Below are 24512 nucleotides of genomic sequence, written 5' to 3' on the forward strand. Positions count from 1 at the left end.
AATGGATATTAATTACGCATATTATACTTCTGCGAAAGGCTATAGAGTAATCAACGGTACTGCAGCCCAGTTTTTAAAAGCTGATGGCTCTGTAGATAATGCCTCGTATATTCCTGCAGGCACAGAAATTAATATGGCTGATAAAAATATTAATTTCACAACAGGAAGTCTTTCACGATTTGAGAATAATACACGAGTTTTTAATAAAGTGTACCAAAGACTTTATGCAGGTACCCAGACAGGAATTTTAAGTTTTAAATTTCCACAGGCCACCTCGCTTGCAACGATGTTCGATGTAACAATCAAAATATTCGGATGGAATGCCCGGATATTAGGAACGGTAAGAGTATCTTTTTATAAGTTTTCCGCAACTGTACTTAATAGCAATCATAAAGCTATTATTGAATGTTCTGATAATTTTCCTACAACGGTAATTAATGTCGGGCTTGATACTGCCGGCAGTGTATGTATCAATATTGGGGAATCAAATACAGTCTGGAATACATATCTGAAAGTAGAGGTAGAAAGGGTTGCAGCCTTTCATCAGGGGGCGAACTTTGACTGGTCTAAAGGATGGACACAAACTATCGAAACGGATGTTTCAACATACACTCAGCTTCTTCCAATTGCTACGGAAGTTGTTGCAACAAGAACATGGGTAGATCAAAATAATACCGGTTCAGTTCCTAAATCTGCCGCATTACTTTCTACTGCCGACTTGAATACATTTTTGACGCCCGGTTTTTATTATCAGCATGCCAGCTCTAATGCTACTTCAGCAAGAAATTACCCAGTTGGCCTTGCCGGCTGTTTAAATATTTATAAAACTTCCAGTACACGGATTGTGCAGGAGTACAGTGATTTACAGTATGGCAGAACATGGAAACGTATTTATGAAGGTTTAAATTTTAGTGGCTGGCTGAGAGTATGGTCTGAAGCAGATTTCAATCAGAGTAACATTACCAACTGGAATAACTCCGTGCAGCAATCTGCTTTAGGCAATTACTACACAAAGAATGAAACTTTAAATCAATTCGTGGGCAAAAATGGAGTTGAAACAATAAGTGATACTAAAACATTTACCCATAGCCCCGTTATTCCTGCCGGTACATTAAGTAACCATGCGGTTAACGTATCTCAACTTAATAATTTAACAAACGGATTTGTAAAGCTAAACCAAACATTTCCAAATTCATCGGTAATGCTGGCAAATCTGGATGATGGCTATGCAGGAACTTTGTTTGATAAGGAGCTTAATTTTCATATTGCAGGCAAGGAAGGAGAATTTGTAAAGATAGCCAGCAAATATGGTGGTACTGATGGTATCGTTATTGACTTATCCACTGGCCATATCGGCTACGGTGGGGTAGCTCCAACGGATTCCCATAATCATTATTTTAACGGAACAATAAGGATTCCTTACGGTGTTTATTCCGAATCAAGTAATGGTGATGATGTGTATGGTGCAAGCGGAAATTTGTACCGCTTAACTCACGAAGTGGTAATGGAGGACGAATTTATCCGCATCAGGCCCGATGACAGGGAGCTTTATGGCAATTCAAATACCTACGCTTCTAAAAACAGAATTGTAAAACTGACACTGCTTGAAGGTGGAGATATTGTATTTGAAAACATGATTGAGTATCAGGAAATCACCATCATGAATATCAGTGGAAATGAAGCTAAATTCAGGGTTAATAATACCAGTGTGTATTTTATTATTCCTCCAAAAAGCAGCGCAAGATATTACATGAACAGAAATGGAAGGATCATTCAGGAAAGCATGAGTATAGGAAACTGCATAAGTTATTAATATTAATTTATTATAAAAGGTAAAAAAAGCATTATAAAAATGATGTATAATCAGCGTGCGGATTATTTCTGCGCGCTGATTATTTTTTAAATAAAGTACGCTTGCTCCTTTAAATATCAGAATATGAAGGAAGAACTTACTGCAGCTACAGATAGCAGAAGCCAAAAAACTTTCCTGAGAACTAAATAAACAAGAACTTTGAAGTAAGCAGCATACAGACTGTTATTGCTCAAAGTATCGATTAATAATTCAGGACTGAGGTTAGAAAAATCTTTTGCAATAAAGGTTTAACAGGTCCTGAAACTTCCAATTATCAATTATATCAAGACTAATTTCAATAATCAAATGAATACTCCATTACATACAATTTTCAGCTGGTTTCAAAGTGGAGACTTCCCGACGGAAGCACAGTTTAAAGCAACATTTTCATCTTTTTATCACAAAGATTATCCAATTCCGGTGGAAAATATTGAAGGGCTTGAAGATCTTACTCAATTATTTGCCGGTGCAGAAGCTTTCAGGGAGCATCTAACGGACTCCAACGCGCATTCGGGACATTTGGCTCTTCTTAATGCTGCGAATCTCACCTTAACTAATGTTAAAAGCTGGAAAACTAAACTGGGAATTGATAATACAGCGACCGTTGATGCTGATAATCAATCAGGTAATGTTTACACTAAAACACAGACCGATAGCTTTATTGATGAATTAAAAGAATCTGACAGCGATTTGGCTTCAGAAATAGCAAATATCAAAAAAGTACTCTTATCCAACGATCTTTCCCTGGATGAACTTCAGGAAATAGTTGATTTTATAAAAAAAAGCCGTGCGGATATTGAAGCCTTAAAATCAGTTTCGCTTGAAGAAACAAAAGAAGACAAAGTAAAGCTGCTGCTCGATTACAGCTGGCTGAACAGTCCAAAAAACCAGCAGGAATTTAATCAGAAGATCTATGATGAAGTTTTGTCCATCGCTCAGACTCCCACAAGTGCCGTTGTACAGATAACAGAAAGTACGGTATTCCCAAACCCAGTTGAAACGGAAAATGTAATCATCCAGGCCCGCGATAGTGTGACGGGTAAAAAAATAAATATCGACGATTACGCAACCAACCAGACTATAGAAATCAACATGCTGGGCGAAATCATTAACCCGATTAATATTCTCATTTTAAGAGTTAAACCATAAAAAATAAAAACCATGAATAAAAACGCAGTAATAAGCAACAATGCTAACCAGGACAATTTTTTCGGAGAACTTCAACGTACACGTTTTCAATATTTTGATTCGCTTCCTGATACGAATGGAGTTCCTGCAGGATGGGTCATTGATTATAAAAATGAGTTGCATCAATGGAACGGAGTAAAATGGATCAATCTTGCCCAGAGTTATGAACACCCGGATTATCCTCTTACCAACAACCCTTTCCAGACGGACCAGACAAGCGGACTTCTGTTGCTGAGCCAGATTCTAACCAATAGTTCAGGGCATGTGATCAAAGTGGCCGGCCGAAACCTTACCAATGCAGATATCGTTTCCATTTTCCTCAATGATGCCATTCAGTCGGGGACCTTTACATGGTCATCCAGTAAAATCAAAACTTATATTGAAACCTTTTTAGGGCAAAGCCTTACAGGCGCGTTAATCTATCAGCCGGGAGGGTATGTTCCTTCTTCTGTGGAAGGTTCGATGGCCGTTCCGTCACCTATTACATCAGCCGGCATTAAAACAGGGATGGTTTGGGTAATTACAGCCAACGGTTGGGTAGGCAGCAACCCCGTTTCTGTGGGAGACCATCTTATTGCCAATACCGATGGCGCTTCCAATGTTCCTGGAAATTATCAGATTATTGAAAAAGGAATTCCGGATATCGTAGATGCTGCAGATTCGGTAAAAGGACTCATTCAGATCGCTACGGATGCTGAAGCTCTTGCAGGCATTAGTACCAGCAAAGCAATGACGCCAAGATCGACAAAAGCTGTTTTGGATTCAAAAATAAAATCTAAAACTTGGCAGATCGGAGACGGCTCTTCCGTTACTTTTACCATTACTCACGGGTGGAATACCTGGGAGGTCGACTATATCTGTTATCGCAATACAGATAACAGAAGAATAAACGTAAGCTTCCTGCCTGTCTCTGCAAATGATGTGCAGATAGATGTATTGGCGCCGCTTGCTCCGAACGAATACAGAATTACCATAACTGCAAGATTAGATTAATGATCGCACCAGAATATTTTAACAATCACATCGCTGTAGAAGGCGAAATAATCGTGAAAGGGGTTCCTGACGATACAGGATATGTATTGGTCTGGAATCCCGTAACGAAAAAAATAAGTAAAAGAACCCATGCGGAAATAATTTCGGATTTAAATGTTATAACGATCAACACACAACAGGAAATTAGCGGCAGGAAAATATTCTATGTCTCGGCAGATTCTAATCCGGAAGATACTACATTATGGACTTACGGAGTTGGTGGTGCAAAAGCCGGAATGGTATTCTACAGTTCCGGGATGGATGCAGGAAAGATCAATTTTGACGGATATTTCCATTTTAAAAATTTATATGATACCGGATATAAAAAAATCGTTTCTGCCGGACATGTTCTTGCTGAGAACGGTTCCGTTTCCAAACTGCAGAATAATACGAGAATTTTTCACCAAGTATATCAGGGATATGAAGATAATATATCGTTTAAAGGAGTTTTAGCCATAAAATTTCCACAGGTTAATACGGCTCAGACGATGTTTGTAGTGGATCTGAATCTGTATGGGTATAATCAGAGTTATTTAGGAAAAATCCAGGTTTCTTTTTATAAATATTTTGGCGGTATAATAACAACCGGTTCAAGAGCTGTGCTCAATGTAAGCGATAATTTTCCAACTAACATCGTCAGAGTTGGGATCGACGGCTCAGGAATGGTTTCTATCTGCCTGGGAGACAGTGGTACTTTTTGGGACGGCTATATCGGAATTGAGGTTGAAAGAGTTCAGACCCAGTATGGCGTATATAATGAAGACTGGAGCCAGGGATGGAAGCATGCTCTGGAAGACGGACAGTTTGTGGGATATTCTGCGTTAACCAGCATTATCGCAGACAGAGCTGCAACACGGGAGTGGATGGCTAACAGTTTTTGGAAAAAAGAAGACATTGCAGGCGTATACTGGGGAATGAGATCTAATAGAGATGTTGGTGTATTAACTCCCGACGATCAGGCACAGCGCATCCTTACAGGAGGGCTGCTGGCATCTTATTCCTATAATCACGCAAGTTTGATCCCGGGAAATGGAGCTTATATACATGGTGTAGTGAAAACCGGCAGCCACTTTGAAGGTGTTGGCTTATATTCTCCTATCTTATCCGGATCACAGGTTTTTAATACCAATAACTCTCAGATTTATTTTGGTAATCCATCAGTGTCACAGGTCTATTTCGAATCAGGAAATGATGATTTATTCCATAACAGAACAGGTTGGGGCATTGCAAGAATTTGGGACCAGCACAATTTTAACCCCAATAATTATATCCCAACCTCACATCCCGTTTACGGAGTAAATGCTACAGAAATAGGAAACTGGCGACGTTTTGCAGGATATTGGGACAATAGAAATATTCAGCCTGCACATATCCTTCCTCAAAATTTTCAGATAGGATTTACTGCGTGGAATAACGACAATTCTTATCCCTGGGCAGATTACATGCATTTTGGAGGATATCATGATAGCTCAGGAGGAAATCAGAACCTGATGGTGATTAAGAAAAACGGATTCGGTCTCCGGCAGTGGCAGGGAAGCCCGCAGGGTGTTTCTCCATATCAGTCTTATGTAGATTATTGGAGTACAGGTGATTTTACAAGTGCAGATGTTCAAAACTGGAAAAATAACGCAGGCAATATTGTAATTGTTAATGAACAGAATCCTTCCGATTTATTTACGCAGGAAAATAAATTCATGTGGATAAACGGTGGCGTAACCGGGGCAGGAGGAATTAACTCATGGGTAGGGAACTTTATTTCTATAGGAGGAAACAGTCAAAACCATAAATCACAATTATTAATTTCCAAAAACCAGCTATTATTCAGAGGTAACCATGGTAACGAAGATACTGCATTTAATGAAGTCTGGCACAACCTTAATTTAAGCAAAGACGAATTTGTGCGATTAGATAATGGCAGATCATCCAGAGCTATCACGGGAACAGATCTTAATGATCTTCGGGAAACAGGTTTCTTCAGGGGAAGTGATTTAGGAAATGCACCTATGGGCAGCCCCGAATGGTTCTTCATCACCAATGAATATCATTATACAGGTTGGGTAAGCCAGACAGCTTCCACATACGGAGCGGGAATAAATAATGCACAGACGAACAGAATATTTAAAAGAACGCTCATCGCCGATTCCTATTGGACAGATTGGGTGGAAATTACCACCTCGGCAAATTTTACAAATACGCAAAACAAAAAGAGAACGTACTTTTGGCAGGGAGGTCCTTATTCGGGAACTATCATCAATAGAATATATCTTCCTACACAGAATGTTGCCAACGTTACCATCAAAGTAGGTTCATCATATTACGATAATTATGCGATCGGCTTAATTGAACTTGAGCTTGTATACGGAATTAATGCCGGCGGTGCTCCCTGGGGTGCGGAAGCGCAGATAAGACAAGCTTTCGGCGCAGTAGTAGAAAGGTTATATGTAGACCCTGTCATACAATATGATGCAGATAAAGACAGACCGTATATCAATGTTCATAAATTTCATTCAGCTCACAATCCGATATTTATTGATGTTACGGTGAGAAGCTATTCTAATGATCTGAATAATGATTCCGTATTTTTTGAAGAAGATACCAAAACGCCTGTATTAGATATAAAAAACGAGGATTTCATTCTTCCAAAATTATCATCTAAAGCTAATATTACAGGAGATAATGCCGTAGATACATGGAGAAATGCTTCATTGGGAATGATTGCCAATCCTTCTATTCCTGGTAAAACTAAAAACGGCAATGGAGATACGGATTTATTTAACGCTACTCATGGCTCGGTCGCAGGATACCTCAATACTGCAGGTGCCCATAATGGAAATCCCAATAATAACTGGTGGTATCGGATTAAAATGCTGCACGATAATTCATCGGGATATTATGGTGAAATTGGTGTTCAGATGACAGGAGGATTTAATGCGCTGTCGTACAAAAGAGTGGAGAATGGAGCCGATTATGACTGGGTACAGGTTTGGGATAGCCAGAACTTTAATCCCAACATTTATGTTACACAATCTTCCGCAAATTCTCAGCTCGCAGGTTATGCTACACTTAACGGAGTTCAGACCTTTAGCAATACAAATACCTTTGTCCAGAGTCCGGTGATTCCGAATGGTACTTTAGGATCACATGCAGTGAATGTCAATCAGCTTAATACAAAAGCAAATGCATTGGAAAATGCAACGGGAATAGGATTTTCATCGGGTAATTATCCGTCTGCCAACGGTTCGCAATATCCTTACATATACTTTAATAATGGCGGTACCCAGGCATATATTGCATTGGCAACGCAGGCATACACACAATCTGGTTTTTTAAATACTCCTGATGGTACATCTGTTCTCATTAACGGCTCCGATTTAAACGGCTATCTTAAAACAGGCTTTTACAGAGGTTCCGGACTGGTCAATGCACCTATGAACAATGGCGGTTGGTGGTTCGTGGCAGTTGAAACCCATGACGGAACGTGGGTGAAGCAGACTGCAACTTCATTTGGCTCCGGAAATTCGGCTAATGTAACGTATCAAAGGACGATGAGTGGCGGATATTGGTCTGTGTGGATGCAAATCTGGACTGCCGCAGATTTTAATATTACCAATATTCAGCAATGGAATTACGCCTATCAGTACGGCCTGAAAGTAAATGAAGAATTCACCCCCAATTTAAATACGGGATTAGTATTGGCGGATGATTATTTTGGAGGAGAATCCGGGATTATCGATAACCAGATGACCAGGCTTCTCGCCGCAAAATATAATCGCTACTATTTTTATGGATCCGAGTATGGTAAGTTTGATGGTTTGAATTTCGAGTATAAAAGTACCCTCTTCGGAATGGGAATGCCGTCTAACGGCATAGATAAGCTTGTCGTAAATGGATCTGTAAAAGCCCTTCGTAATTTTAAATCTGAGGAGGAAAGACCCGATACGCTGTTTATTCCTAATGGTGAAACCGCCAGCCTTAGGGATGAAATCATTAATGATGAATCAGAATATGCTATCAGATTAGATCCTCATGAGTACGAAATTGATCTGTCAGGATATCTTGATGTAAACGATAGAAACAGATTAATCCATATTATTGGCGAACATGCTAAGGGCGAAATGATTGTAAATTTTAGAGAAATCTATCCTAAACAGCAGATCGTTATTTATAATTTTGATCAAAATGGAAGAACAATGGAAGTCAGAATTCAGGGGAATAAAATATATTATGTTGAGAATCGCTGTTTCCTTAGATTGTATGTGTCCAGTTCCTTAAGCGTAATTGCAGAAAGACAGCAGCCGTGCGACATGATTTGGTAAAGAATAAAGTAAAATTACTTTTTAAGAGTAAATTTTCCGTAATCTTAAAATATTAATTAAAAACTCCATCACTTCGAAGAAGTGGTGGAGTTTTATTCTTCACAGCATACCAAATATTTTGAATTATTTCATAAAATTCAACCAATAATATAAAACTGATATAACGATTTTGACATGTATAGGTACCACATGTCAGCAGTATTCTGTCCACAATATATCTAGTGGCATATGCTTTGTGTAGTATATAAGTATGATACCAAATCACGATTTACAAAATACAGACCATGCTCTGCAGGTAAAGCATGAGTTTAGGTCATTTATTGATGACAAACTTTTTCCGTGTGTTGCTGCGAAAGCTGCTCTCACAAAAGATCAGATGAAAATATTTGTAGCCGGACATCTCGCATGCCCGAATGACGATCAGTCGATTCTTGATTTTATTTATAAATTTGTAGATGAGTATCGTCTTGCAGAAACTCCTTTCCATACTGCATGTGTTATTTTTCCGAGTACACATCCCATTGATGAAGAGACTTTTGAACGTTTGCTCTGGGCCAGGCTTCAGGCACTTTCAGACATTGATTCGCAGAAATATTCATATGACAGCAGGGTAGATTCCGATCCCTCTTCACCGGAATTCAGTTTCAGCTTAAAAGAAGAAGCTTTTTTTGTGATAGGCCTTTCTCCAAACAGCAGCAGAGATGCAAGGCGATTCCGTTATCCGTTGATTGTGTTTAATCCTCATGCGCAGTTCGAAGAATTAAGGTCTTTAAAAAGATTTGAAAAAATGAAAAATATAGTCCGCAAGAGAGATGTTGAGCTTAGCGGATCGATTAATCCGATGCTGCAGGATTTTGGAGCTGATTCTGAAGTATACCAGTATAGCGGAATGCAGTATGACAGAAATTGGGAATGTCCTTATAAATATAATAGTAAATGAATACAATACCTCCAAGAAGCGGGACTGCCTTTGTCTTAAAAAAAGGAGAACGTCTTAAAATAACGGATATACAGGGCGAGCAGGTTTCTGATTTTATCTGTTTCAATCTTAATGATACCAAAGAATATCTTTCCTCGGGAAGAACCATTGACTACGCGGAAACAATTTTTTTAACTAAAGGAAATCCATTTTATTCCAACAGAAGCAATATCATGTTTGAAATTACCGAAGATACGGTCGGAAGACACGATTTTTTGCTCACACCCTGCAGTGCAGATACATTTCGTATCATCTATGGGGACGAAAATCCGCATCGAGGCTGTTTCGGCAACCTTTGTGAAGCCCTGGAACCGTATGGTATCGAGCCGGATGCCATTCCTATATGCTTTAATGTTTTTATGAATGTTTCAGTAGACGGAGATACCGGTAAGATCAGTGTTTTACCACCAAAAAGCGGACCCGGTGATTTCATTGAAATTGAAGCTAAAATGGATTTGATTGTCGGCATGACCGCCTGTTCAGCAGAAATGTCGAATAATTATTCTTTTAAACCTATCGGTTATTCAGTCGATAAAACCGAGATAGAATTGTAGTATCATTCTTATTAAACAAGAGACTAAATAATTTAAAACGCTGTAATATTATTATTTGCAGCGTTTTCTATTTGCTGATCAAATTTAATGACCGCTCTAAATTAATGATGGGAGTCCGCCGGAAATTCACGAAGGAGCTCACAGGGAGACTTTGATGTTTTTTTAGTTTTCGGATCCTGGACAATTACTTTTTCTAAAAATTCCCGGTTTTTATCTCCCCAAACATTCATCGCATCAATGATCGGCATCAATGACCAGCCCATATCAGTAAGAGAATATTCTACTTTGGGAGGCAGTTGCGGATAGATTTTCTTTACTATAATTCCATGTTCTTCCAGTTCTTTCAGCTGTACATTCAGGACCCGGCGTGTAGCATCGGGCAGCATTCTTACAAATTCGCTCGGCCGCTTTATATCCATAGAAATCGCATTGAGGAGCGCAGGTTTCCATTTTCCGTTGAGAATTTCTCTCGTAAGATGTAAACCGCAATCAATCGTAAGAGGAATCTTTCTTTCGTACATAAATTCAGATTTTAAACAAAAATACATCATATTCTCTAAAGTGTGCATAGGGATAAAATTATCCCTATGATCTTAATTTATCCCATATTGTTCAGGTACTGTCGTAAGACGAAATTTGTACGGTAAATAAATTAAAGAAATGAAAAATACATCGCAACCTTTATTAGAAGAATATCAATTAGGAGACCTGAATCTAAAAAACAGAATGATAATGGCTTCTCTAACCCGCGGCAGAGCCACTAATCCTGGTTTAATTCCTACTCCGATAATGGCAGAATATTATGCGCAACGGGCTTCTGCCGGGCTTATTATATCAGAAGGCACATGGGTAAATACGCAATCTATTGGTTTTATTAATGTTCCGGGTATTTACACGCAGGAACAGGTAGAAGGATGGAAATCCGTAACCAAAGCTGTACACGATAATGGAGGCTTAATTTTTTCACAGTTGGGGCATATCGGCGCCGGAGCGCATCCTGATCTGCAGAACGGTAAACTTCCTGTCGGTCCGTCAGCTGTTAATATACAATCGCAATCTTTTACCCCGGAAGGCTTTAAAGACACCGTAACGCCTCATGAGATGACGATTGCTGAAATTCACGACACGATACAGGATTACAGACAAGCTGCTCAAAATTCAAAAGACGCTGGTTTCGACGGCGTTGAGGTACATGCCATAGTAGGAATGCTTATACCGCAATTCCTGAGTACCGCTACCAATAAGCGCACCGACAGATATGGTGGAAGCATTGAAAACCGTGCCCGTATTATTTTTGAAATATTAGATGCCATTTTCGAAGTCTGGGAAAGTAACCGTGTTTCCGTAAAATTTTCACCTGTCATGCTTAGCAATGTTGGAATCGTTACACCGGACGAAGAAACAATTGACTTATTTAAATATATTTTGAATACTTTAAATACTTATAATTTAGCTTTTATACACATCGTAGGGCCGGCGGAAGATTTATCGGGCACTCCTGTAGAAGATTTGCAAGACAACTATTTTGCCCATTTTCGTAATAATTACACGGGCAGAATCGTGGCCAATTTGGGTTTTACCAAAGAGAGTGCAAATGCAATCATACAGGAAGGTTTTGCCGATTTAGTTTCTTTCGGTGAACCTTTTATTGCCAATCCTGATCTGTTTGAGCGTTTCAGATACGATTTACCTTTGGCTGAAAGTGACAGAGATACCTTCTATACCGGAGAAGAAAAAGGATATATTACTTATCCCAAGGCTGTAATTGAGTCTTAAAGATAAAGCAGATAGCGGTTTCGTGTTTGCTATTCCATCAAATGAATTAAGCAGAATAGTTTTCAGGCATCTAGGATGGATCATTCACAGTCTATCATTATCGCAGTAATGTAGGTAAAAAAAACCGACATATGAAAGTGAACTTCAATGTCGGTTTTTGTGAACTTGACAGGACTCTATTTAAACCATTTATTAGCTGATATCAATCAGATTTTGAAGGTGTTAACTGATAATTAAATAAAATGTAGATACAAATTTTGTAATTCAGAAATATTATATCAAATCATAACCATTGTTGTTTTTAATAAAATAATGTTCTATAGTTTGTTTTGAGGAACTGCATAAGTGTATCAATTCTTTGTATGACAGATCTTCATAAATAAAGGCACTGGAGATATTAATTACATATTCCGTAACAATTTGAATGTCTAAAGTTGTAATTTGCCTCGAATCATCTAAAATCTCCAAATTAGATTCCTTATTCAAAAAAGGTATTTTCCTGGTGATTGAATCTTTAAATTTATATAAGCGTATAGTATTCATATGTTAATTTTAATGATTAGGGATTTTAAATTAGAAAATAAAATGTTCAATCGGGAAATAATTGAACAGATTATTTTACTAACTTCAATAAAAAATAGTTTTCGGAACAATCCGGAATCTTATATTTTAAACGCTATTAATCTTTCTTCTATCCTTGCCGTCAATCCATCTTTTTAGCATTGTTTGTTCTGAAGGAGATTGATCTTTATTAATTGTCAGAGCTTTTAATACGACATTCCAAAAACTAAGTTTTTCGCTGAATTCCTCTTTATAGTTTTTTAAAGCCTCAATATATATTTGTTCGTACCTTTTAAGTCTATCACTATTTTTGATTTTCGGAATGTTTACAACAACGTTCTGCATGATCTCTGATAGATTGTGAGGAGAATGGGTTTTGATAAAGTTTAGCTCTATTTTACAAATATTTAAAAATGAAATCATAAGATGAAAAAACTCATCATGCATATTACAAATGTTTGTCTTCCAGTATTGTAATTCTTCTTTTGGGAGAATTTGATTTCCTAATAGCTCCAGGTTTGCGTAATTGTCTTCTACTATTTTTATGAAAATATTATTCTGTTGCCAAAACAGAGAATAATTAAAGTAGTTTGGTTGTATAGTATTTTCTTTTATGTATTCAATTTGGAGTTTGATATACATAAGATTTTGATTTATCTCATTGATAATGGTTTCCCAAAGAATATGTTTAGTCAGTGTACAATTGGTTTTAAAAACCAATCTTGATTTTTTATTTGATTTTTGTAGCTCTTTTAGTATACGAAGAATTTCTTCCAGATCTTTATTTAGCGCGATATTGGTATTTCTGATATAAAGCAATGAGACAAATTCAGTATGAGAGATTTTATTCAAGCTGTTTTTTTTATTGAGCAGACGAAATTTAGTTTTCCTTTTATTAAGTGTATGTTTCATTTTTAGCATCACAGGAAGTTATTTATTCTATTGAAAATTCCAGACTAAGCCTTGCCATCAGATAACTGACAGTAGATTCTGCACCCTGATTGAGATTTACATTTTTTTCCTCAAGCCCATCATAGCAACCTCCCGTGGCAGGGTTATAAACGATCTGATTCAAATGATTTTTCCCCAAAAACCAATTGAAGGAATTCTTCATCATTTGCAAATACTTTTCATCTTTAAAAGTTTTATAAAATGAAGATAAAGCCAGAATGGTGTAGGCAACATCAATAGGTTGCTCTCCACCAATGGGTGGTGGTACATTTTCAGTATTTTCTTTTTGCATCCAGCCTTTATTGGAAATCACTTTTATGCTGTCATCAATCATAATTTTAGAGATTAAAAACTGGAAAGACTCTTCAGCAATTTGCTTGTAAAGTTCATCCTTAGTAGAAATCCACGCACAGAGTAAAGCTTCCGGCAATACGCTGTTTCCGTAGGTCAGATAATTCTCAAACCAATGCCAATCGTCTTTTGCTTCATGTTGATACATTTTCACCAGACGATTTGCTAATTCTTTTAATAAAGGAAGGTTGTTTTCTGAGTTTTGATAATACAATCCTTTAATAATAAAAGCCATTGCTCTTGTAGAATGGATTTTTTCTGCCCAGACAAGATTTTTCTGAATGATTTTTTCCGCATTCTCAGACAATTCCTGTGGCAAAATTTCTTTTAATGAAATCAAATAGCCTAAAGCCCAGATTGCTCTTCCATTGGAGTCATCCAGATTAGTTTCATAGTTTTGATTAGTGAATTGTTTTTGTTCATTTACATAGTTCAGGAAACTCCCGTCTTTATGCTGGCAAAATTTAATAAAGTTTAAATAAATTGAAATTAATTGCAGGTCTGATTTGTCTTTACTGATTTCAAAATGTCTGCAAATACCGATCATCGCCCGAGAATTATCATCCAGCGTATATCCTGAATTGATATCCGGTCTGCTGATCTTTGAAAATTGGATCATCCCGAAATCGGTTGTCATATTTTGAATATGCCCAAGATCGATTTCCGGTAGAGTATAACTAAGTTCTGTTTTATTATTTCTTAATTTCTGAAATAACAAAGCGTGTAAGATAGATGAATTTTCCCACGCTGTCGGAGCCATTTTTTCCAATGATTTCTGACGTAGCTCCTCCCGTTTGCTTTCATTTTCTAATAATTTGTTTACCGCAACAGACAACTGCTCCGGAGCTTCAAAATCAATAATAATTCCCGTGTCTTCCTTTAAAACTTCCAAAGCATGTGGAATTGGAGTAGAAACAATGGCGCATCCGCTGCTGATTGCATAGGAAAATGTACCGCTTACTGCCTGGTTTCTGTCTTTTGAAGTGAAAAGATAAACATCGGTAAGCTGGAGATACTCTAATAATTCCTGGAGTGGAAGATAATCATTGATAAAGCGGATGTTGTTTTCCAGATGAAGGGTACAGGTAAGGTCTTCCAAAAAGTCACGATATTTTTCGCCTTCATGCCTTACTAATGCAGGATGTGTTTTGCCAAGAATTAAAAAAATAACATCAGGGTTTTTAGCAATGATTTCCGGTAAGGCTTTCAGTGTCGTTTCAATATTTTTTCCGGAACCTAATAATCCGAAAGTGGAAAGAACTTTTTTATTTTTAAGATTATACTTTTCTTTCAAAGTAATTTTGTCTACAAAAGGCAAAAGGTGTGTTCCGTGAGGGATTACCGTAATTTTATCAGGATAAATGTCATAATCGTTCAAAAGAATGTCCGCTGAAATACATGTCATTACGATAATAGATTTTGCCGAATCTGCGATTTCTTTCACTTTTTCCTTCAGCTCTTTATCAGGATTTGGCAAAACAGTGTGAAAAGTGATAATAATATCTTTTTTTACGTTCTTGAGAAAAAGTAACAAACCATTTTGGGTTTCATTAAAAAATCCGAATTCGTGCTGAATCATCACCAACTCAATAGCATCATTTTTGTTGATTTTTGCGGCTAATTCCAAGTAGGAAAAAGCGTCCGAGATATTTAATTTATACTCGGTAAATTCTTGATATTCATAATTTTCTTCTTCTGTTTCCATCGGACAAATGGTTAATTTGAAAGATTCTCCGAACTTTGCTTGAAGAGATTTTATGAGATCTTGGGTATAAGTGGCGATTCCGCACACCTTTGGAGGAAAAGTACTTACAAAAACAATCTCTTTTTTATCGTAGGTTTTGTGTTTTATGCCATTATAAGATTGTCTAATTGCTTTGTCCTCCATGTCTGAATTAATATTTTTATTCATTTTAATTTCTTTTTTTAATTTTAACGAATAATTTTCATACCGCGTACATCATCAGCTCTTTCAATAACTTTGAAATACTGAGTGAGGCAACAGCAATTCTTTCGTCTGCGGCTCCATAATAGATATGCAGTCTGTCATTTTCCACGACGGTTCCTGTGGGGAAACAAACATTGTTAACTTCACCCGTCAGTTCCCATTCTTCTTTGGGTTTGAAAAGTGGATAAGGAAGTCGGGAAATTTCTTTTTCCGGATTTTTAATGTCCAATAAAGCTGCACAAGCGTTGTAAACATAACCGTTAATGGTGTCATAAACACCGTGATAAATCATCAACCAGCCGTATTCTGTTTCTATTGGCGGACATCCACCTCCGATATAACTTGATTCGTGATCGTATTTTGGAGATAAAAGAACATGGTCTTTAAAATGTGAAAAGTAATCCTGCCAGAAATCAGAATTCAAGTCTTCAATATTTTTTATGCTGACAATCTGAATGTCAGGTCGTATTCTGTGAAGGAAATAAAATTTATCGTTTATTTTTCTTGGGAAGAAAATCAGATTTTTATCCCACAAAAAAACAGGATCGCTGTGAGGATGATTGGTTTGAAATTCGTTGTATCTTCTATATTTATCCGGGATTAAATCCTCTGATTCTGATAAAAGCTTAAACTCTTCATAAGAAATTTTTGGAACAATAATTTCCTTATTTTTCCAGGATTTGAGATCTTTTGAAGTCGTTAGTGTTCCTAAAGCATTAATGCCATCATAACTGGTGTAAGTAAGATAAAACAAATCATCTATTTTTACAATTCGAGGATCTTCTACACCGTGTTTTTCGTATTCAGATTCAGGAACAATAATGGGTGAATCTGACCGTTTCTCTACCGTAAGCGGATCTGATAATACGCAATGCCCGACAGTTGAAAAATTACCTTTAGCAACAGCGCGGTAAAATAAATGTATTTTGCCGTTTTCCTTAATAATAGCAGGATTTAAAACCCCTTCGTTTTCAAATCTTAAATTGGTTTTTCTGAGTATAACTTCTTTTTTTATTTCTATCATTTAGGTTGTTGCTTTGCGACTTTCATTTTCTTTGTCTTTCCTTTTGTTTTGTTTGGCTTCCCGCTTCTCTTTTAATGATTTTGCCGCAGGTGTTTTATCTGTTTTTTTCTTTGTATCTTTTTCTTTTGACATTTTAAAATATTTTTATTATATGTAAAGGTCATCTATTAAAATAAGAAAGGTTTGTAATAGTCTTTTAATTTGTTACATAAATCATAGTTATTAAAATTTAAAGGACTAACTTTGAAAGGATGGCTGTCAACATATGGATTGACAAACACGAAATACGGTAAGGATTATGAAGTTATATATAAAATATATGGTAAGCCTGCGCTGCAAGATGGTGGTTCATCACGAGCTTGAAAAACTGAATATCAGAAATGCCGTAGTAGATTTAGGACTTGTAGAAATATTGGATGATATTACGGATGAACAGCGACAGTTGTTAAAAGAAAATCTCCTCAAAACCGGACTTGAATTACTGGATGATAAAAAAAGCATTCTGATCGAAAAAATAAAAAATGCGGTTACAGAAATGATCCATTATTCCGAATCTCTTCCGAAAGAAAATTTCTCAGATTATATGAGTAAAAAGCTTGGCTACGATTACACTTACCTTGCCAATACATTTTCCGAAGTGAAAGGAATGACTTTGCAGCAATTTATAATCATTAATAAAGTAGAAAAAGCAAAAGAGCTTCTTTTGTATGATGAACTCAATCTTACTGAAATCTCTTATAAACTTAATTACAGCAGTGTTGCGCATCTTTCCAACCAGTTTAAAAAAATAACTGGACTTTCTCCTTCTTTCTACAAACAGCTAAAGCAGAAACGGCTGAAAAATTTAGAAGACTTATAAAAAAGTGTGATATATGTAAATTTATTATTGAAATGTGTAGCGGGATAAGATTAAAATAGATCACCTTTGGATTGTAATAATTCTGTTACACAAAAATTCGAATTATGATTACAAATCACAATAAGGCTCATGAGGCTTTTAAAATTACAGGAGATTGGAAAGAGCAATCAAAACAGTTAAAAGAAAAGTTTTCACAACTTAAAGATTCAGATTTGGTGCTTGAAAAAGGAAAAGAAAATGAATTGCTAGGAAGATTACAAAATAAACTAAGCAAAAGCCGTGAAGAGGTTATTAAGATTCTTAATAACACTCAACTTTCATAATGAGCTTATTATAATTCCGGTAAACAGCTCAATATGTTTAAAGGGGTTTTAATACAAAGGGGACGGGCACTTTTTAGTCCCTGTCCTTTTTTATTCTAATAGTATTATGTTTCGTTTAAATAGAAAGATATGAAATCAACGGATAATTTGCAGAATCTTACCGGACAGATCTTCAATGTAACGGCTAAAATCCAGTCTTTATATCCCGAATTGTATTTTCTACTAAATGAGACTCCATTATTTATGTCACCGAACGAGAAAAATATTACAATGAAAGACTTTAAGCAGTATCTCTCCTCTATTAGAATCCAGCTCATTACTTTCGAAGAAGTAAAAAATAAAAAAATGAAGACAATTATATTGTATAAATTTAAAAACTCTGTCACGCAGAAAATGCCTTTTCTGAAAGAAAATAATCTGCTTAGTTCACTTAATGATCTGATGGCAATTGATCTTCTTGATACAGAAATGATAACGGAATATACAATTGATGTTCCTGACGATTTTAATTTTGAATGCCACAGCAATGAAGAATTGTTGGAATTATGCAAGGCTTATAAAAGTTTTATTGATTATCATTTTGTAACAACTTTAAACGACTATGATGTTATCTGATTTTACCAATAAAAGTTTCAATTTATCAGTATCCAATAGATATACTATTCTAAAACAAAACGTAATCTGGTATATTGAGTATATCCAAACTAAAAATATCAAAATGGCGCAAACTGAAGACAGTTTGCGCCATTTGGCAAATATGGTGACCTCGACAGGATTCAAACCTGTAACCTTCTGAGCCGTAATCAGATGCGCTATTCAGTTGCGCCACGAGGCCGTTGATTAATGGTTTGCAAATATAACACTTTTTTGCTTTCTTTGAAAGATGAAACCAGGAATTTTACTATTAATCACAATTTTTACGCTAACGGCTTGTAAAAGAGAACAAAAAAAATCAGCTTCAGAACCCGTTTTAATTTCAAACCATGTTCAGTACAGCGAAGAAAACGAGAATTTACATATCCAGTCGGGAAATTTCACCTATAATTTCAGACAAAATCAGCTTCCGTTCAAGAAAATCATACTGCTGAATGCAAGCATGGCCGGCTATATAACAGCACTTGGCGCTGAAAATCTCATTATTGGTGTCGCAAGTCCGGAGTATATTTATTCCGATAAAATTCAAAATTTAGTGGCAGCAGGCAAAATTCAAAATGTTGGAAACGAACAGAAATATGATGTCGAGAAAATACTTTCTTTAAAGCCGGACGCCATTTTTACCAATCATATTGCAAGCTTCGACAATACTTATAAACTTTTAAAAGATAATGGAATTCAGGTTATTTTTTTAGATGAATACCTGGAGCAGAAGCCATTGGAAAAGGCAGCTTATATCAAACTTTTCGGGAAACTCTTCGGAAAGAGTAAAGAAGCAGCCGCCAAATATGATGAAATTAATAAAAACTATCAGGAATTAAAGCAGTTAGCCTCAAAAGCTAAAGAGCGTCCTGTCGTTCTGGCTAACGAAATGTATGGTGATATATGGTATCTTCCGGGCGGAAATACAGCTTTAGCCCACTTCATTTCAGACGCCAATGCCAGTTATATTTTAAAAGATAATACCGAAGAAAAAGCGGTTACAATGAGTTTTGAGGAGGTTTTTGCTAAAGCCGGCGCGGTTCAGTACTGGATTAATGCAGGAAACCATCCTTCAAAAAAAGAAATGCTTACGATGAATCCTGTTTACAGCAAATTAAACGTTTTCAATAAAGGAAAGATCTATGTAGTTACCGGAAAAGAGAAAGGAAAGGCCAATGATTTTTTCGAAAGCGGAGTGGTACGCTCAGATCTCGTATTAAAAGATTATATTAAAATTTTGCATCCCGGGCTTTTACCCGATTATCACCTTACCTACATGAAAGAGTTGCAATAACTCAGACTATTTGCTTATTTTTGGCTTTTCATTTTTAAATTATGTGGAAAACAATTAAACGCATCATATTCATCATCCTCATCCTGAATGTAGTATTCATTGTCTGGGGAAGATTCTTCAACCCGCCCATCACCATTACCCAGATAGGAGGAATATTGAAATACGGAAAACTGCAGAGAGACTACATTTCTTATGATGAAATGGGAAACAATGTAAAAAAAGCCGTTATTGCCTCCGAAGACCAAAAGTTTTTCTCTCACGACGGATTCGATTATACCGCCATTGAGAAGGCCATGAAGCATAACGAAAAAGGCAAAAAGCTGAGAGGAGGAAGTACTATTTCGCAGCAGACAGCAAAAAACATATTTCTGTGGCAGGGAAGAAGCTGGTTCAGAAAAGGGCTTGAAGCAGTATATACTTTCATCATTGAGAAAGTATGGAGCAAAGACATTATTCTCGAAAGATACCTCAACTCCATTGAAATGGGGCAGGGCGTTTTTGGGGTCGAGGCCGCTTCACAGTACTATTTCGGGAAATCATCAAAAGATCTCACCGTCTCGGAAGCAGCATGGATAGCAGCCGTATTGCCGAATCCTAAAAAGTATGATCCTAAAAATCCTTCAGCCTATTTACGAAAGAAACACAATTGGATCATGAGACAAATGAGGAATGTGCGTCTGAAATAGTATCTTTGCACTAATGAAACTCTTTAAATCCGGCACAAATTTCGAGTCTGTTCTTAAGAAATACTTTTCTTTCAAGAACCAGACGACCTCTCTTGAACCTTTCTCGGAATTTCTGGAGAGCGCTAAAAGTGCGGACTTTACAGACGTTATCAATTTTCTAAGGAACAATCCTCAGGTTGCCGGAAATTTTAAAAAGTATATCCATAATATTTTCGGGGATAAAAGCTTTAATCTGTCTTTAACGGAAGCGAATATTCTATCCGAAAATGCATTCGTTCCCGAGCTGAAAAAAAGAATTCTTAACAAAGTTCTGCCTCCGGTTGTGAACGAACAGACGATCTGGTATATGATCGACAATGTAAGCTTTACGCCGAAAAAAGACCTCGAATTCCTCCAGAATCTGCCCGAAAATGAGATTGATGAACTTTTTACCATTCTGGGAATATCCGATTTTATCACTAAGCCTGACGTAAAAAAAGAGCTGCTTTTTTCCATGAACATTCTTTCATGGCGTGTTACAGGGTCTGCAATGGAAGTTGAGGTTGTAAGGATGGCTCCTCAGTATCGTAATTTCGATAATCCTTTTCTCGCTTTGCAGAATGAGCTCGAAGAGCTTGCCGCAGAATTTGAGAAAGATCCGGAACTGCAGCTGCATTCTAAAGACAGCCGCTATAAGCAGATTAAAATTTATATCGAACAATGTCTGGAATTTGTAAATATTTCATTTAAAAACTCCTCCAAATACGGAATTTCCGGGAAGATCAACCAGTCTCTGCTGAAAATCCGCCAACAGGTTCAGAGAATTTACGAAACTGTACAGCTGTTGGTAATTGATGAGGAAAAAGATGTTTTAATCAATTCGAAGCAGTTGGTATTTAATATTTTAAGCTATAAATCTCACAGGAATAATATTTCGGAACTCATCAACGACAGTACGAGGCTGATTTCGCATCTTATTACCAATCATACCGCAGAAACGGGAGCACACTATATTACTTCTACCCGCAGACAATATATGACGATGTTCTATAAAGCCAGTGGCGGCGGAATTATCGTAGGAGCGCTTTGTGTTTTGAAAATGCTTTACGGATATATTCCCGGAAGCGATTTTTCTCACGCGTTCCTGTATTCCATGAATTATGCGATGGGGTTTGTAATGATCTATCTCATGGGGTTTACCCTGGCAACAAAACAGCCTGCCATGACGGCTGCTACTATGACGAAAGTCTTGTCGGAAGAAGGAAATATTAAAACCGACAGTAAAGAATTTGCCCATCTTGTTTCCAAACTGTTCCGGAGCCAGTTCATTGCTTTTGTAGGAAATGTTCTTTTATCCTTTCCGATAGCGTTGATTATCATTTACGGTCTTGACGTGTTTTTCTCACAAAATCTCGCCGCAGAAAGATCCGATAAACTCCTTAAAGATCTCGATCCCTTTAATTCCAAGGCAGTACTGCATGCATGCATTGCCGGATTTTACCTTTTCATTTCAGGGATTATTTCAGGGAACATCGGCAACAATTCCGTGTTTTATCAGATACCGGAAAGAATAGCAAAAAACCTTTCCATAAGAAGATTATTCGGGAAGAACTTTGCAAAAGGTTTATCTGCTTATTATGCTAAAAACTGGCCGGGTATCGTTTCGAATTTCTGGTTTGGGGTGTTTCTTGGCGCAACGGCTCCCGTAGGATTGTTTTTAGGGCTTGACCTTGATATCAGGCACATTACGTTTGCTGCAGGCAATTTTGCTTTAGGACTTTACGGAAAGGATTTTACCATAGATTCCTATACATTCTGCATCTCTCTCTTTACCGTCTTCCTGATCGGATTCTTCAACTTTGCTGTAAGTTTCAGTTTATCGATGTTCCTTGCTTTCAGATCCAGGAAGCTTAATTTCGGACAGGTAAGTGAGATTTATAAAGGTATTTTCAGGTATTTCCTGAAAAATCCGCTTCGGTTTTTCATTCCTTTACAGTCGGGGCTGGACAAAAAAACGGATGATCTTATGAACAATACTATTCCTACAAAATCTGAAGATCATTAAATCTCTCAGCACCAAACTTATCCTGGAATTTCTTCAGATAAAAAGTTTTACGCATTTGAAAATCGTTTTTCAACAACGGTGAATTGATTTTGATAATTACCATTTTGTCTTCGATATTTACACTTTTAATTTCCCGGAAAAGGCTCTCATCAAGATATTCCTCCAAAAAATCCCTGATTTCAAAAGCAATCAGTTTGTCTTCAAAACCATGGATTCTTGCGAAAGATTTCACAAGTTCAGATGACTGGTATTCGCGTCTTTTATTCTTCTTCATGATAAATTCTGTTGATCAGCGGATTATAATTCGAAAATAATACTTTCCTCGTTAATTTTTTTCACAACATTTTCCGTACGTTCCCGATGTGTATCTGTAATAAAAATCTGCCCGAAATTTTCCTGGTTTACCAGCTCAATCAGTTGAGAAACTCTGGTATCGTCAAGCTTATCAAAAATATCATCCAGCAGCAGAATAGGCGTCTTTTTGGTGAGTTCTTTCACCAGGCTCATCTGTGCAAGCTTTAAGGATATCAGAAACGATTTCTGCTGTCCCTGTGATCCGATTTTTTTAATAAGGACAGAATCCATTTCAAACAGAAGATCATCTTTGTGAATACCTTTGGACGTGTAGGTAAGCATCCGGTCACGCTCCAGACTTTCTTTCAACAAATCTTCAAAAGAGTTTTCCAGAAGATGTGATTCGTAGATCACCGAGACATGTTCCATTCCTCCCGAAATAATCTGGTAAAAACTCTGGACAATAGGATTGAGCTTTTCAACAAAATCTCTTCTTTTCATAAAAATCTTGGTTCCGGTTCTGGTAATGGGATCATCATAAATTTCCAGGGAATCTTTGTCCCAAATCCTGTTTTTGGCGAAATATTTTAACAGCGCATTCCTTTGCTGAATGGCTTTCTGATATTGGATAAGGTCAAAAAGATATTCGGAATCGGTCTGTGAGATCATTGAATCCAGAAACTTTCTTCTGCTTTCTCCCGAGTCCGAAATCAGGTTGGAATCATAAGGCGAAATCATGACACTGGGCAGATATCCGATATGATCGGCCAGCCGGTCATAGCTTTTATCGTTTTTTTTGATGATCTTTTTGGCTTCTTTCGGCTGTGAAATTTTAATGACGTCTTCACTGTCTTCATTGATGATCTCTGCATCTATGGTGAAAAAGTCTTCTTCATGCCTGATGTTGTTAAGATCGGTGTTTCCCAAAAAGCTTTTTCCTACCGAAAGGTAGTGGAGCGCATCCAGGATATTGGTTTTCCCGACACCGTTGTTTCCCACAAAACAGTTGATCTGCGGCGAAAACTCGAATCTTTTTTCAGAATGGTTTTTAAAATTATACAGCGAAAGTTTCTTGATAATCATTCGTCAAAAATACTTCATTATTACTGAAAATAAAAAAGGAAGTGCAGAGCAGGTTTCCACACCGAAAGAAAAATACGCATCATCTCTTTCATTTTCAGAAAAATAGATAAAAATATAAGTAACAATACCCGCCAGGAAAAAAGAAACCGCACTATAAAAAGTAAGATACTGCGCAGCCAGCATCATGCTCAGAAATACTAAGATATAAGCAATGTACTTGGTATTCTGAACGCCGATAAGAGCAGGAAAAGTCTTTACTGTGTCTACTTTCATATCGCGGATGTCAAACGGAAGTACCAATGCGGTGATGAATAAAAAACTGATCAGGAATATGGGAATATTAAATTCCGGCAACGTAAGCCAGCAGTTTACCAGCGCCCAGACCAGACCGACATAAAATACTTTCAGCAAGGGGATTTTTCGGATGTAAAGATCAAGAAAAAAACTATTGTAGAGAAGTCCCAGAAAAACAATGATACCCCATTTTATCAGGCGTATTTCATTATGGTTATAAATAATTAAAAGAGCGCAAATCAGCCCGGCAACAATATTCAGAATCAGTATTTTAAAGAAATGTTTTGTCTTCTGGTACTTGGTGTAGAGATATCCGCTGAAATAGGTGATAAAAATCAGGAAAACAGTAGGATAACGGAATGTGTTTTGCTCCTCCATGAAGAATACTGCAAAAAGGGTCCCCATTAAAGAAACATACAATTGGCTGTCTATAACGGATTTTTTCAGTATTTTTAAGAAATTCATTT

The 24512-nt window shown here is 36.9% G+C and carries 21 protein-coding genes and 1 tRNA gene; 13 read left to right on the forward strand and 9 right to left on the reverse strand.

Annotated elements, in window-relative coordinates:
- The first annotated feature begins 1 nt into the window (after position 1).
- The 6 genes from ACYT6F_RS12275 (at position 2) to ACYT6F_RS12300 (ending at position 9921) form a co-directional block, all read left to right on the forward strand.
- On the forward strand, positions 2-1813 hold the full coding sequence (locus ACYT6F_RS12275; protein WP_472597956.1) for a pyocin knob domain-containing protein: 1812 nt from the start codon (positions 2-4) through the stop codon (positions 1811-1813).
- Between the two features lie 345 nt (positions 1814-2158).
- Positions 2159-3001 carry a hypothetical protein gene (locus tag ACYT6F_RS12280; RefSeq protein ID WP_472597957.1) on the forward strand — a complete coding sequence of 281 codons (843 nt, stop codon included), beginning with the start codon at positions 2159-2161 and terminating at the stop codon, positions 2999-3001.
- 12 nt (positions 3002-3013) lie between these two features.
- Positions 3014-4033 (forward strand): hypothetical protein, encoded by a 1020-nt coding sequence (locus ACYT6F_RS12285; RefSeq protein ID WP_472597958.1) that lies wholly within the window; start codon positions 3014-3016, stop codon positions 4031-4033.
- Complete coding sequence (locus ACYT6F_RS12290; protein ID WP_472597959.1) at positions 4033-8388, forward strand: pyocin knob domain-containing protein; 4356 nt, start codon at positions 4033-4035, stop codon at positions 8386-8388. The genes ACYT6F_RS12285 and ACYT6F_RS12290 overlap by 1 nt, the downstream gene beginning before the upstream one ends.
- Before the next feature lie 250 nt (positions 8389-8638).
- Positions 8639-9328: a guanitoxin biosynthesis heme-dependent pre-guanitoxin N-hydroxylase GntA gene (gntA, locus tag ACYT6F_RS12295; protein WP_472597960.1), complete on the forward strand. Its 690-nt coding sequence runs from the start codon at positions 8639-8641 to the stop codon at positions 9326-9328.
- The gene (locus tag ACYT6F_RS12300; RefSeq protein ID WP_472597961.1) at positions 9325-9921 is read left to right on the forward strand and encodes a DUF1989 domain-containing protein; all 597 of its coding nucleotides are present in this window, start codon (positions 9325-9327) and stop codon (positions 9919-9921) included. Before gntA ends, ACYT6F_RS12300 begins: the two co-directional genes overlap by 4 nt.
- 101 nt (positions 9922-10022) lie before the next feature.
- On the opposite strand, the gene ACYT6F_RS12305 is transcribed toward ACYT6F_RS12300, so the two are convergent.
- The gene (locus ACYT6F_RS12305; protein ID WP_472597962.1) at positions 10023-10442 is read right to left on the reverse strand and encodes a winged helix-turn-helix transcriptional regulator; all 420 of its coding nucleotides are present in this window, start codon (positions 10440-10442) and stop codon (positions 10023-10025) included.
- A gap of 139 nt (positions 10443-10581) precedes the next feature.
- Here ACYT6F_RS12305 and ACYT6F_RS12310 point away from each other — a divergent pair, with 139 nt between their 5' ends.
- Positions 10582-11697 carry an alkene reductase gene (locus tag ACYT6F_RS12310; RefSeq protein ID WP_472597963.1) on the forward strand — a complete coding sequence of 372 codons (1116 nt, stop codon included), beginning with the start codon at positions 10582-10584 and terminating at the stop codon, positions 11695-11697.
- Positions 11698-12366: 669 nt separating this feature from the next.
- Here the strand turns inward: ACYT6F_RS12310 and ACYT6F_RS12315 are convergent.
- From ACYT6F_RS12315 to ACYT6F_RS12330, 4 genes are read right to left on the reverse strand one after another with little or no spacing between them, the layout of a single operon-like run.
- Positions 12367-13170: a hypothetical protein gene (locus tag ACYT6F_RS12315; protein ID WP_472597964.1), complete on the reverse strand. Its 804-nt coding sequence runs from the start codon at positions 13168-13170 to the stop codon at positions 12367-12369.
- Between the two features lie 22 nt (positions 13171-13192).
- Complete coding sequence (locus tag ACYT6F_RS12320) at positions 13193-15472, reverse strand: glycosyltransferase (RefSeq protein WP_472597965.1); 2280 nt, start codon at positions 15470-15472, stop codon at positions 13193-13195.
- A gap of 34 nt (positions 15473-15506) precedes the next feature.
- Complete coding sequence (locus ACYT6F_RS12325) at positions 15507-16532, reverse strand: glycoside hydrolase family 130 protein (protein ID WP_472597966.1); 1026 nt, start codon at positions 16530-16532, stop codon at positions 15507-15509.
- Positions 16533-16664, reverse strand: a complete 132-nt coding sequence (locus ACYT6F_RS12330) for a hypothetical protein (protein WP_472597967.1) — start codon at positions 16662-16664, stop codon at positions 16533-16535.
- Between the two features lie 166 nt (positions 16665-16830).
- On the opposite strand from ACYT6F_RS12330, the gene ACYT6F_RS12335 reads away from it, so the two are divergent.
- The 3 genes from ACYT6F_RS12335 (at position 16831) to ACYT6F_RS12345 (ending at position 18329) form a co-directional block, all read left to right on the forward strand.
- Positions 16831-17391: a helix-turn-helix domain-containing protein gene (locus tag ACYT6F_RS12335; RefSeq protein ID WP_472597968.1), complete on the forward strand. Its 561-nt coding sequence runs from the start codon at positions 16831-16833 to the stop codon at positions 17389-17391.
- Between the two features lie 104 nt (positions 17392-17495).
- Positions 17496-17714 carry a CsbD family protein gene (locus tag ACYT6F_RS12340; RefSeq protein WP_472597969.1) on the forward strand — a complete coding sequence of 73 codons (219 nt, stop codon included), beginning with the start codon at positions 17496-17498 and terminating at the stop codon, positions 17712-17714.
- A 129-nt stretch (positions 17715-17843) separates the two neighbouring features.
- On the forward strand, positions 17844-18329 hold the full coding sequence (locus ACYT6F_RS12345; protein ID WP_472597970.1) for a hypothetical protein: 486 nt from the start codon (positions 17844-17846) through the stop codon (positions 18327-18329).
- 143 nt (positions 18330-18472) lie between these two features.
- On the opposite strand, the gene ACYT6F_RS12350 is transcribed toward ACYT6F_RS12345, so the two are convergent.
- A tRNA-Arg gene (locus ACYT6F_RS12350) sits at positions 18473-18549 on the reverse strand.
- Positions 18550-18597: 48 nt separating this feature from the next.
- Here ACYT6F_RS12350 and ACYT6F_RS12355 point away from each other — a divergent pair.
- The 3 genes from ACYT6F_RS12355 to ACYT6F_RS12365 are packed head-to-tail and all read left to right on the forward strand — an operon-like array spanning position 18598 to position 22374.
- Positions 18598-19644: an ABC transporter substrate-binding protein gene (locus ACYT6F_RS12355; RefSeq protein WP_472597971.1), complete on the forward strand. Its 1047-nt coding sequence runs from the start codon at positions 18598-18600 to the stop codon at positions 19642-19644.
- Between the two features lie 41 nt (positions 19645-19685).
- A complete protein-coding gene (gene mtgA, locus ACYT6F_RS12360) occupies positions 19686-20330 on the forward strand; it encodes a monofunctional biosynthetic peptidoglycan transglycosylase (protein WP_472597972.1) in 645 nt (214 codons plus the stop codon).
- A 13-nt stretch (positions 20331-20343) separates the two neighbouring features.
- Positions 20344-22374 carry a recombinase gene (locus ACYT6F_RS12365; protein ID WP_472597973.1) on the forward strand — a complete coding sequence of 677 codons (2031 nt, stop codon included), beginning with the start codon at positions 20344-20346 and terminating at the stop codon, positions 22372-22374.
- On the opposite strand, the gene ACYT6F_RS12370 is transcribed toward ACYT6F_RS12365, so the two are convergent.
- From ACYT6F_RS12370 to ACYT6F_RS12380, 3 genes are read right to left on the reverse strand one after another with little or no spacing between them, the layout of a single operon-like run.
- The gene (locus ACYT6F_RS12370) at positions 22352-22648 is read right to left on the reverse strand and encodes a hypothetical protein (protein ID WP_472597974.1); all 297 of its coding nucleotides are present in this window, start codon (positions 22646-22648) and stop codon (positions 22352-22354) included. The two genes, ACYT6F_RS12365 and ACYT6F_RS12370, sit on opposite strands and share 23 nt — an antisense overlap.
- Before the next feature lie 23 nt (positions 22649-22671).
- A complete protein-coding gene (recF, locus tag ACYT6F_RS12375) occupies positions 22672-23751 on the reverse strand; it encodes a DNA replication/repair protein RecF (protein ID WP_472597975.1) in 1080 nt (359 codons plus the stop codon).
- 3 nt (positions 23752-23754) lie between these two features.
- Positions 23755-24510: a UbiA prenyltransferase family protein gene (locus ACYT6F_RS12380; RefSeq protein WP_472597976.1), complete on the reverse strand. Its 756-nt coding sequence runs from the start codon at positions 24508-24510 to the stop codon at positions 23755-23757.
- Between the last annotated feature and the right edge of the window lie 2 nt (positions 24511-24512).

The sequence above is a fragment of the Chryseobacterium sp. NG-CE01 genome, assembly GCF_055695505.1.

Coding starts and splice junctions, on each gene's coding strand:
- ACYT6F_RS12290 (WP_472597959.1), top strand. CDS start 4,033: ATGATCGCACCAGAATATTTTAACAATCACATCGCTGTAGAAGGCGAA.
- ACYT6F_RS12300 (WP_472597961.1), top strand. CDS start 9,325: ATGAATACAATACCTCCAAGAAGCGGGACTGCCTTTGTCTTAAAAAAA.
- ACYT6F_RS12275 (WP_472597956.1), top strand. CDS start 2: ATGGATATTAATTACGCATATTATACTTCTGCGAAAGGCTATAGAGTA.
- ACYT6F_RS12335 (WP_472597968.1), top strand. CDS start 16,831: ATGAAGTTATATATAAAATATATGGTAAGCCTGCGCTGCAAGATGGTG.
- ACYT6F_RS12355 (WP_472597971.1), top strand. CDS start 18,598: ATGAAACCAGGAATTTTACTATTAATCACAATTTTTACGCTAACGGCT.
- ACYT6F_RS12285 (WP_472597958.1), top strand. CDS start 3,014: ATGAATAAAAACGCAGTAATAAGCAACAATGCTAACCAGGACAATTTT.
- ACYT6F_RS12340 (WP_472597969.1), top strand. CDS start 17,496: ATGATTACAAATCACAATAAGGCTCATGAGGCTTTTAAAATTACAGGA.
- ACYT6F_RS12305 (WP_472597962.1), bottom strand. CDS start 10,442: ATGTACGAAAGAAAGATTCCTCTTACGATTGATTGCGGTTTACATCTT.
- ACYT6F_RS12365 (WP_472597973.1), top strand. CDS start 20,344: ATGAAACTCTTTAAATCCGGCACAAATTTCGAGTCTGTTCTTAAGAAA.
- ACYT6F_RS12370 (WP_472597974.1), bottom strand. CDS start 22,648: ATGAAGAAGAATAAAAGACGCGAATACCAGTCATCTGAACTTGTGAAA.
- ACYT6F_RS12325 (WP_472597966.1), bottom strand. CDS start 16,532: ATGATAGAAATAAAAAAAGAAGTTATACTCAGAAAAACCAATTTAAGA.
- ACYT6F_RS12380 (WP_472597976.1), bottom strand. CDS start 24,510: ATGAATTTCTTAAAAATACTGAAAAAATCCGTTATAGACAGCCAATTG.
- ACYT6F_RS12315 (WP_472597964.1), bottom strand. CDS start 13,170: ATGAAACATACACTTAATAAAAGGAAAACTAAATTTCGTCTGCTCAAT.
- gntA (WP_472597960.1), top strand. CDS start 8,639: ATGATACCAAATCACGATTTACAAAATACAGACCATGCTCTGCAGGTA.
- ACYT6F_RS12280 (WP_472597957.1), top strand. CDS start 2,159: ATGAATACTCCATTACATACAATTTTCAGCTGGTTTCAAAGTGGAGAC.
- ACYT6F_RS12345 (WP_472597970.1), top strand. CDS start 17,844: ATGAAATCAACGGATAATTTGCAGAATCTTACCGGACAGATCTTCAAT.
- recF (WP_472597975.1), bottom strand. CDS start 23,751: ATGATTATCAAGAAACTTTCGCTGTATAATTTTAAAAACCATTCTGAA.
- ACYT6F_RS12310 (WP_472597963.1), top strand. CDS start 10,582: ATGAAAAATACATCGCAACCTTTATTAGAAGAATATCAATTAGGAGAC.
- ACYT6F_RS12320 (WP_472597965.1), bottom strand. CDS start 15,472: ATGAATAAAAATATTAATTCAGACATGGAGGACAAAGCAATTAGACAA.
- ACYT6F_RS12330 (WP_472597967.1), bottom strand. CDS start 16,664: ATGTCAAAAGAAAAAGATACAAAGAAAAAAACAGATAAAACACCTGCG.
- mtgA (WP_472597972.1), top strand. CDS start 19,686: ATGTGGAAAACAATTAAACGCATCATATTCATCATCCTCATCCTGAAT.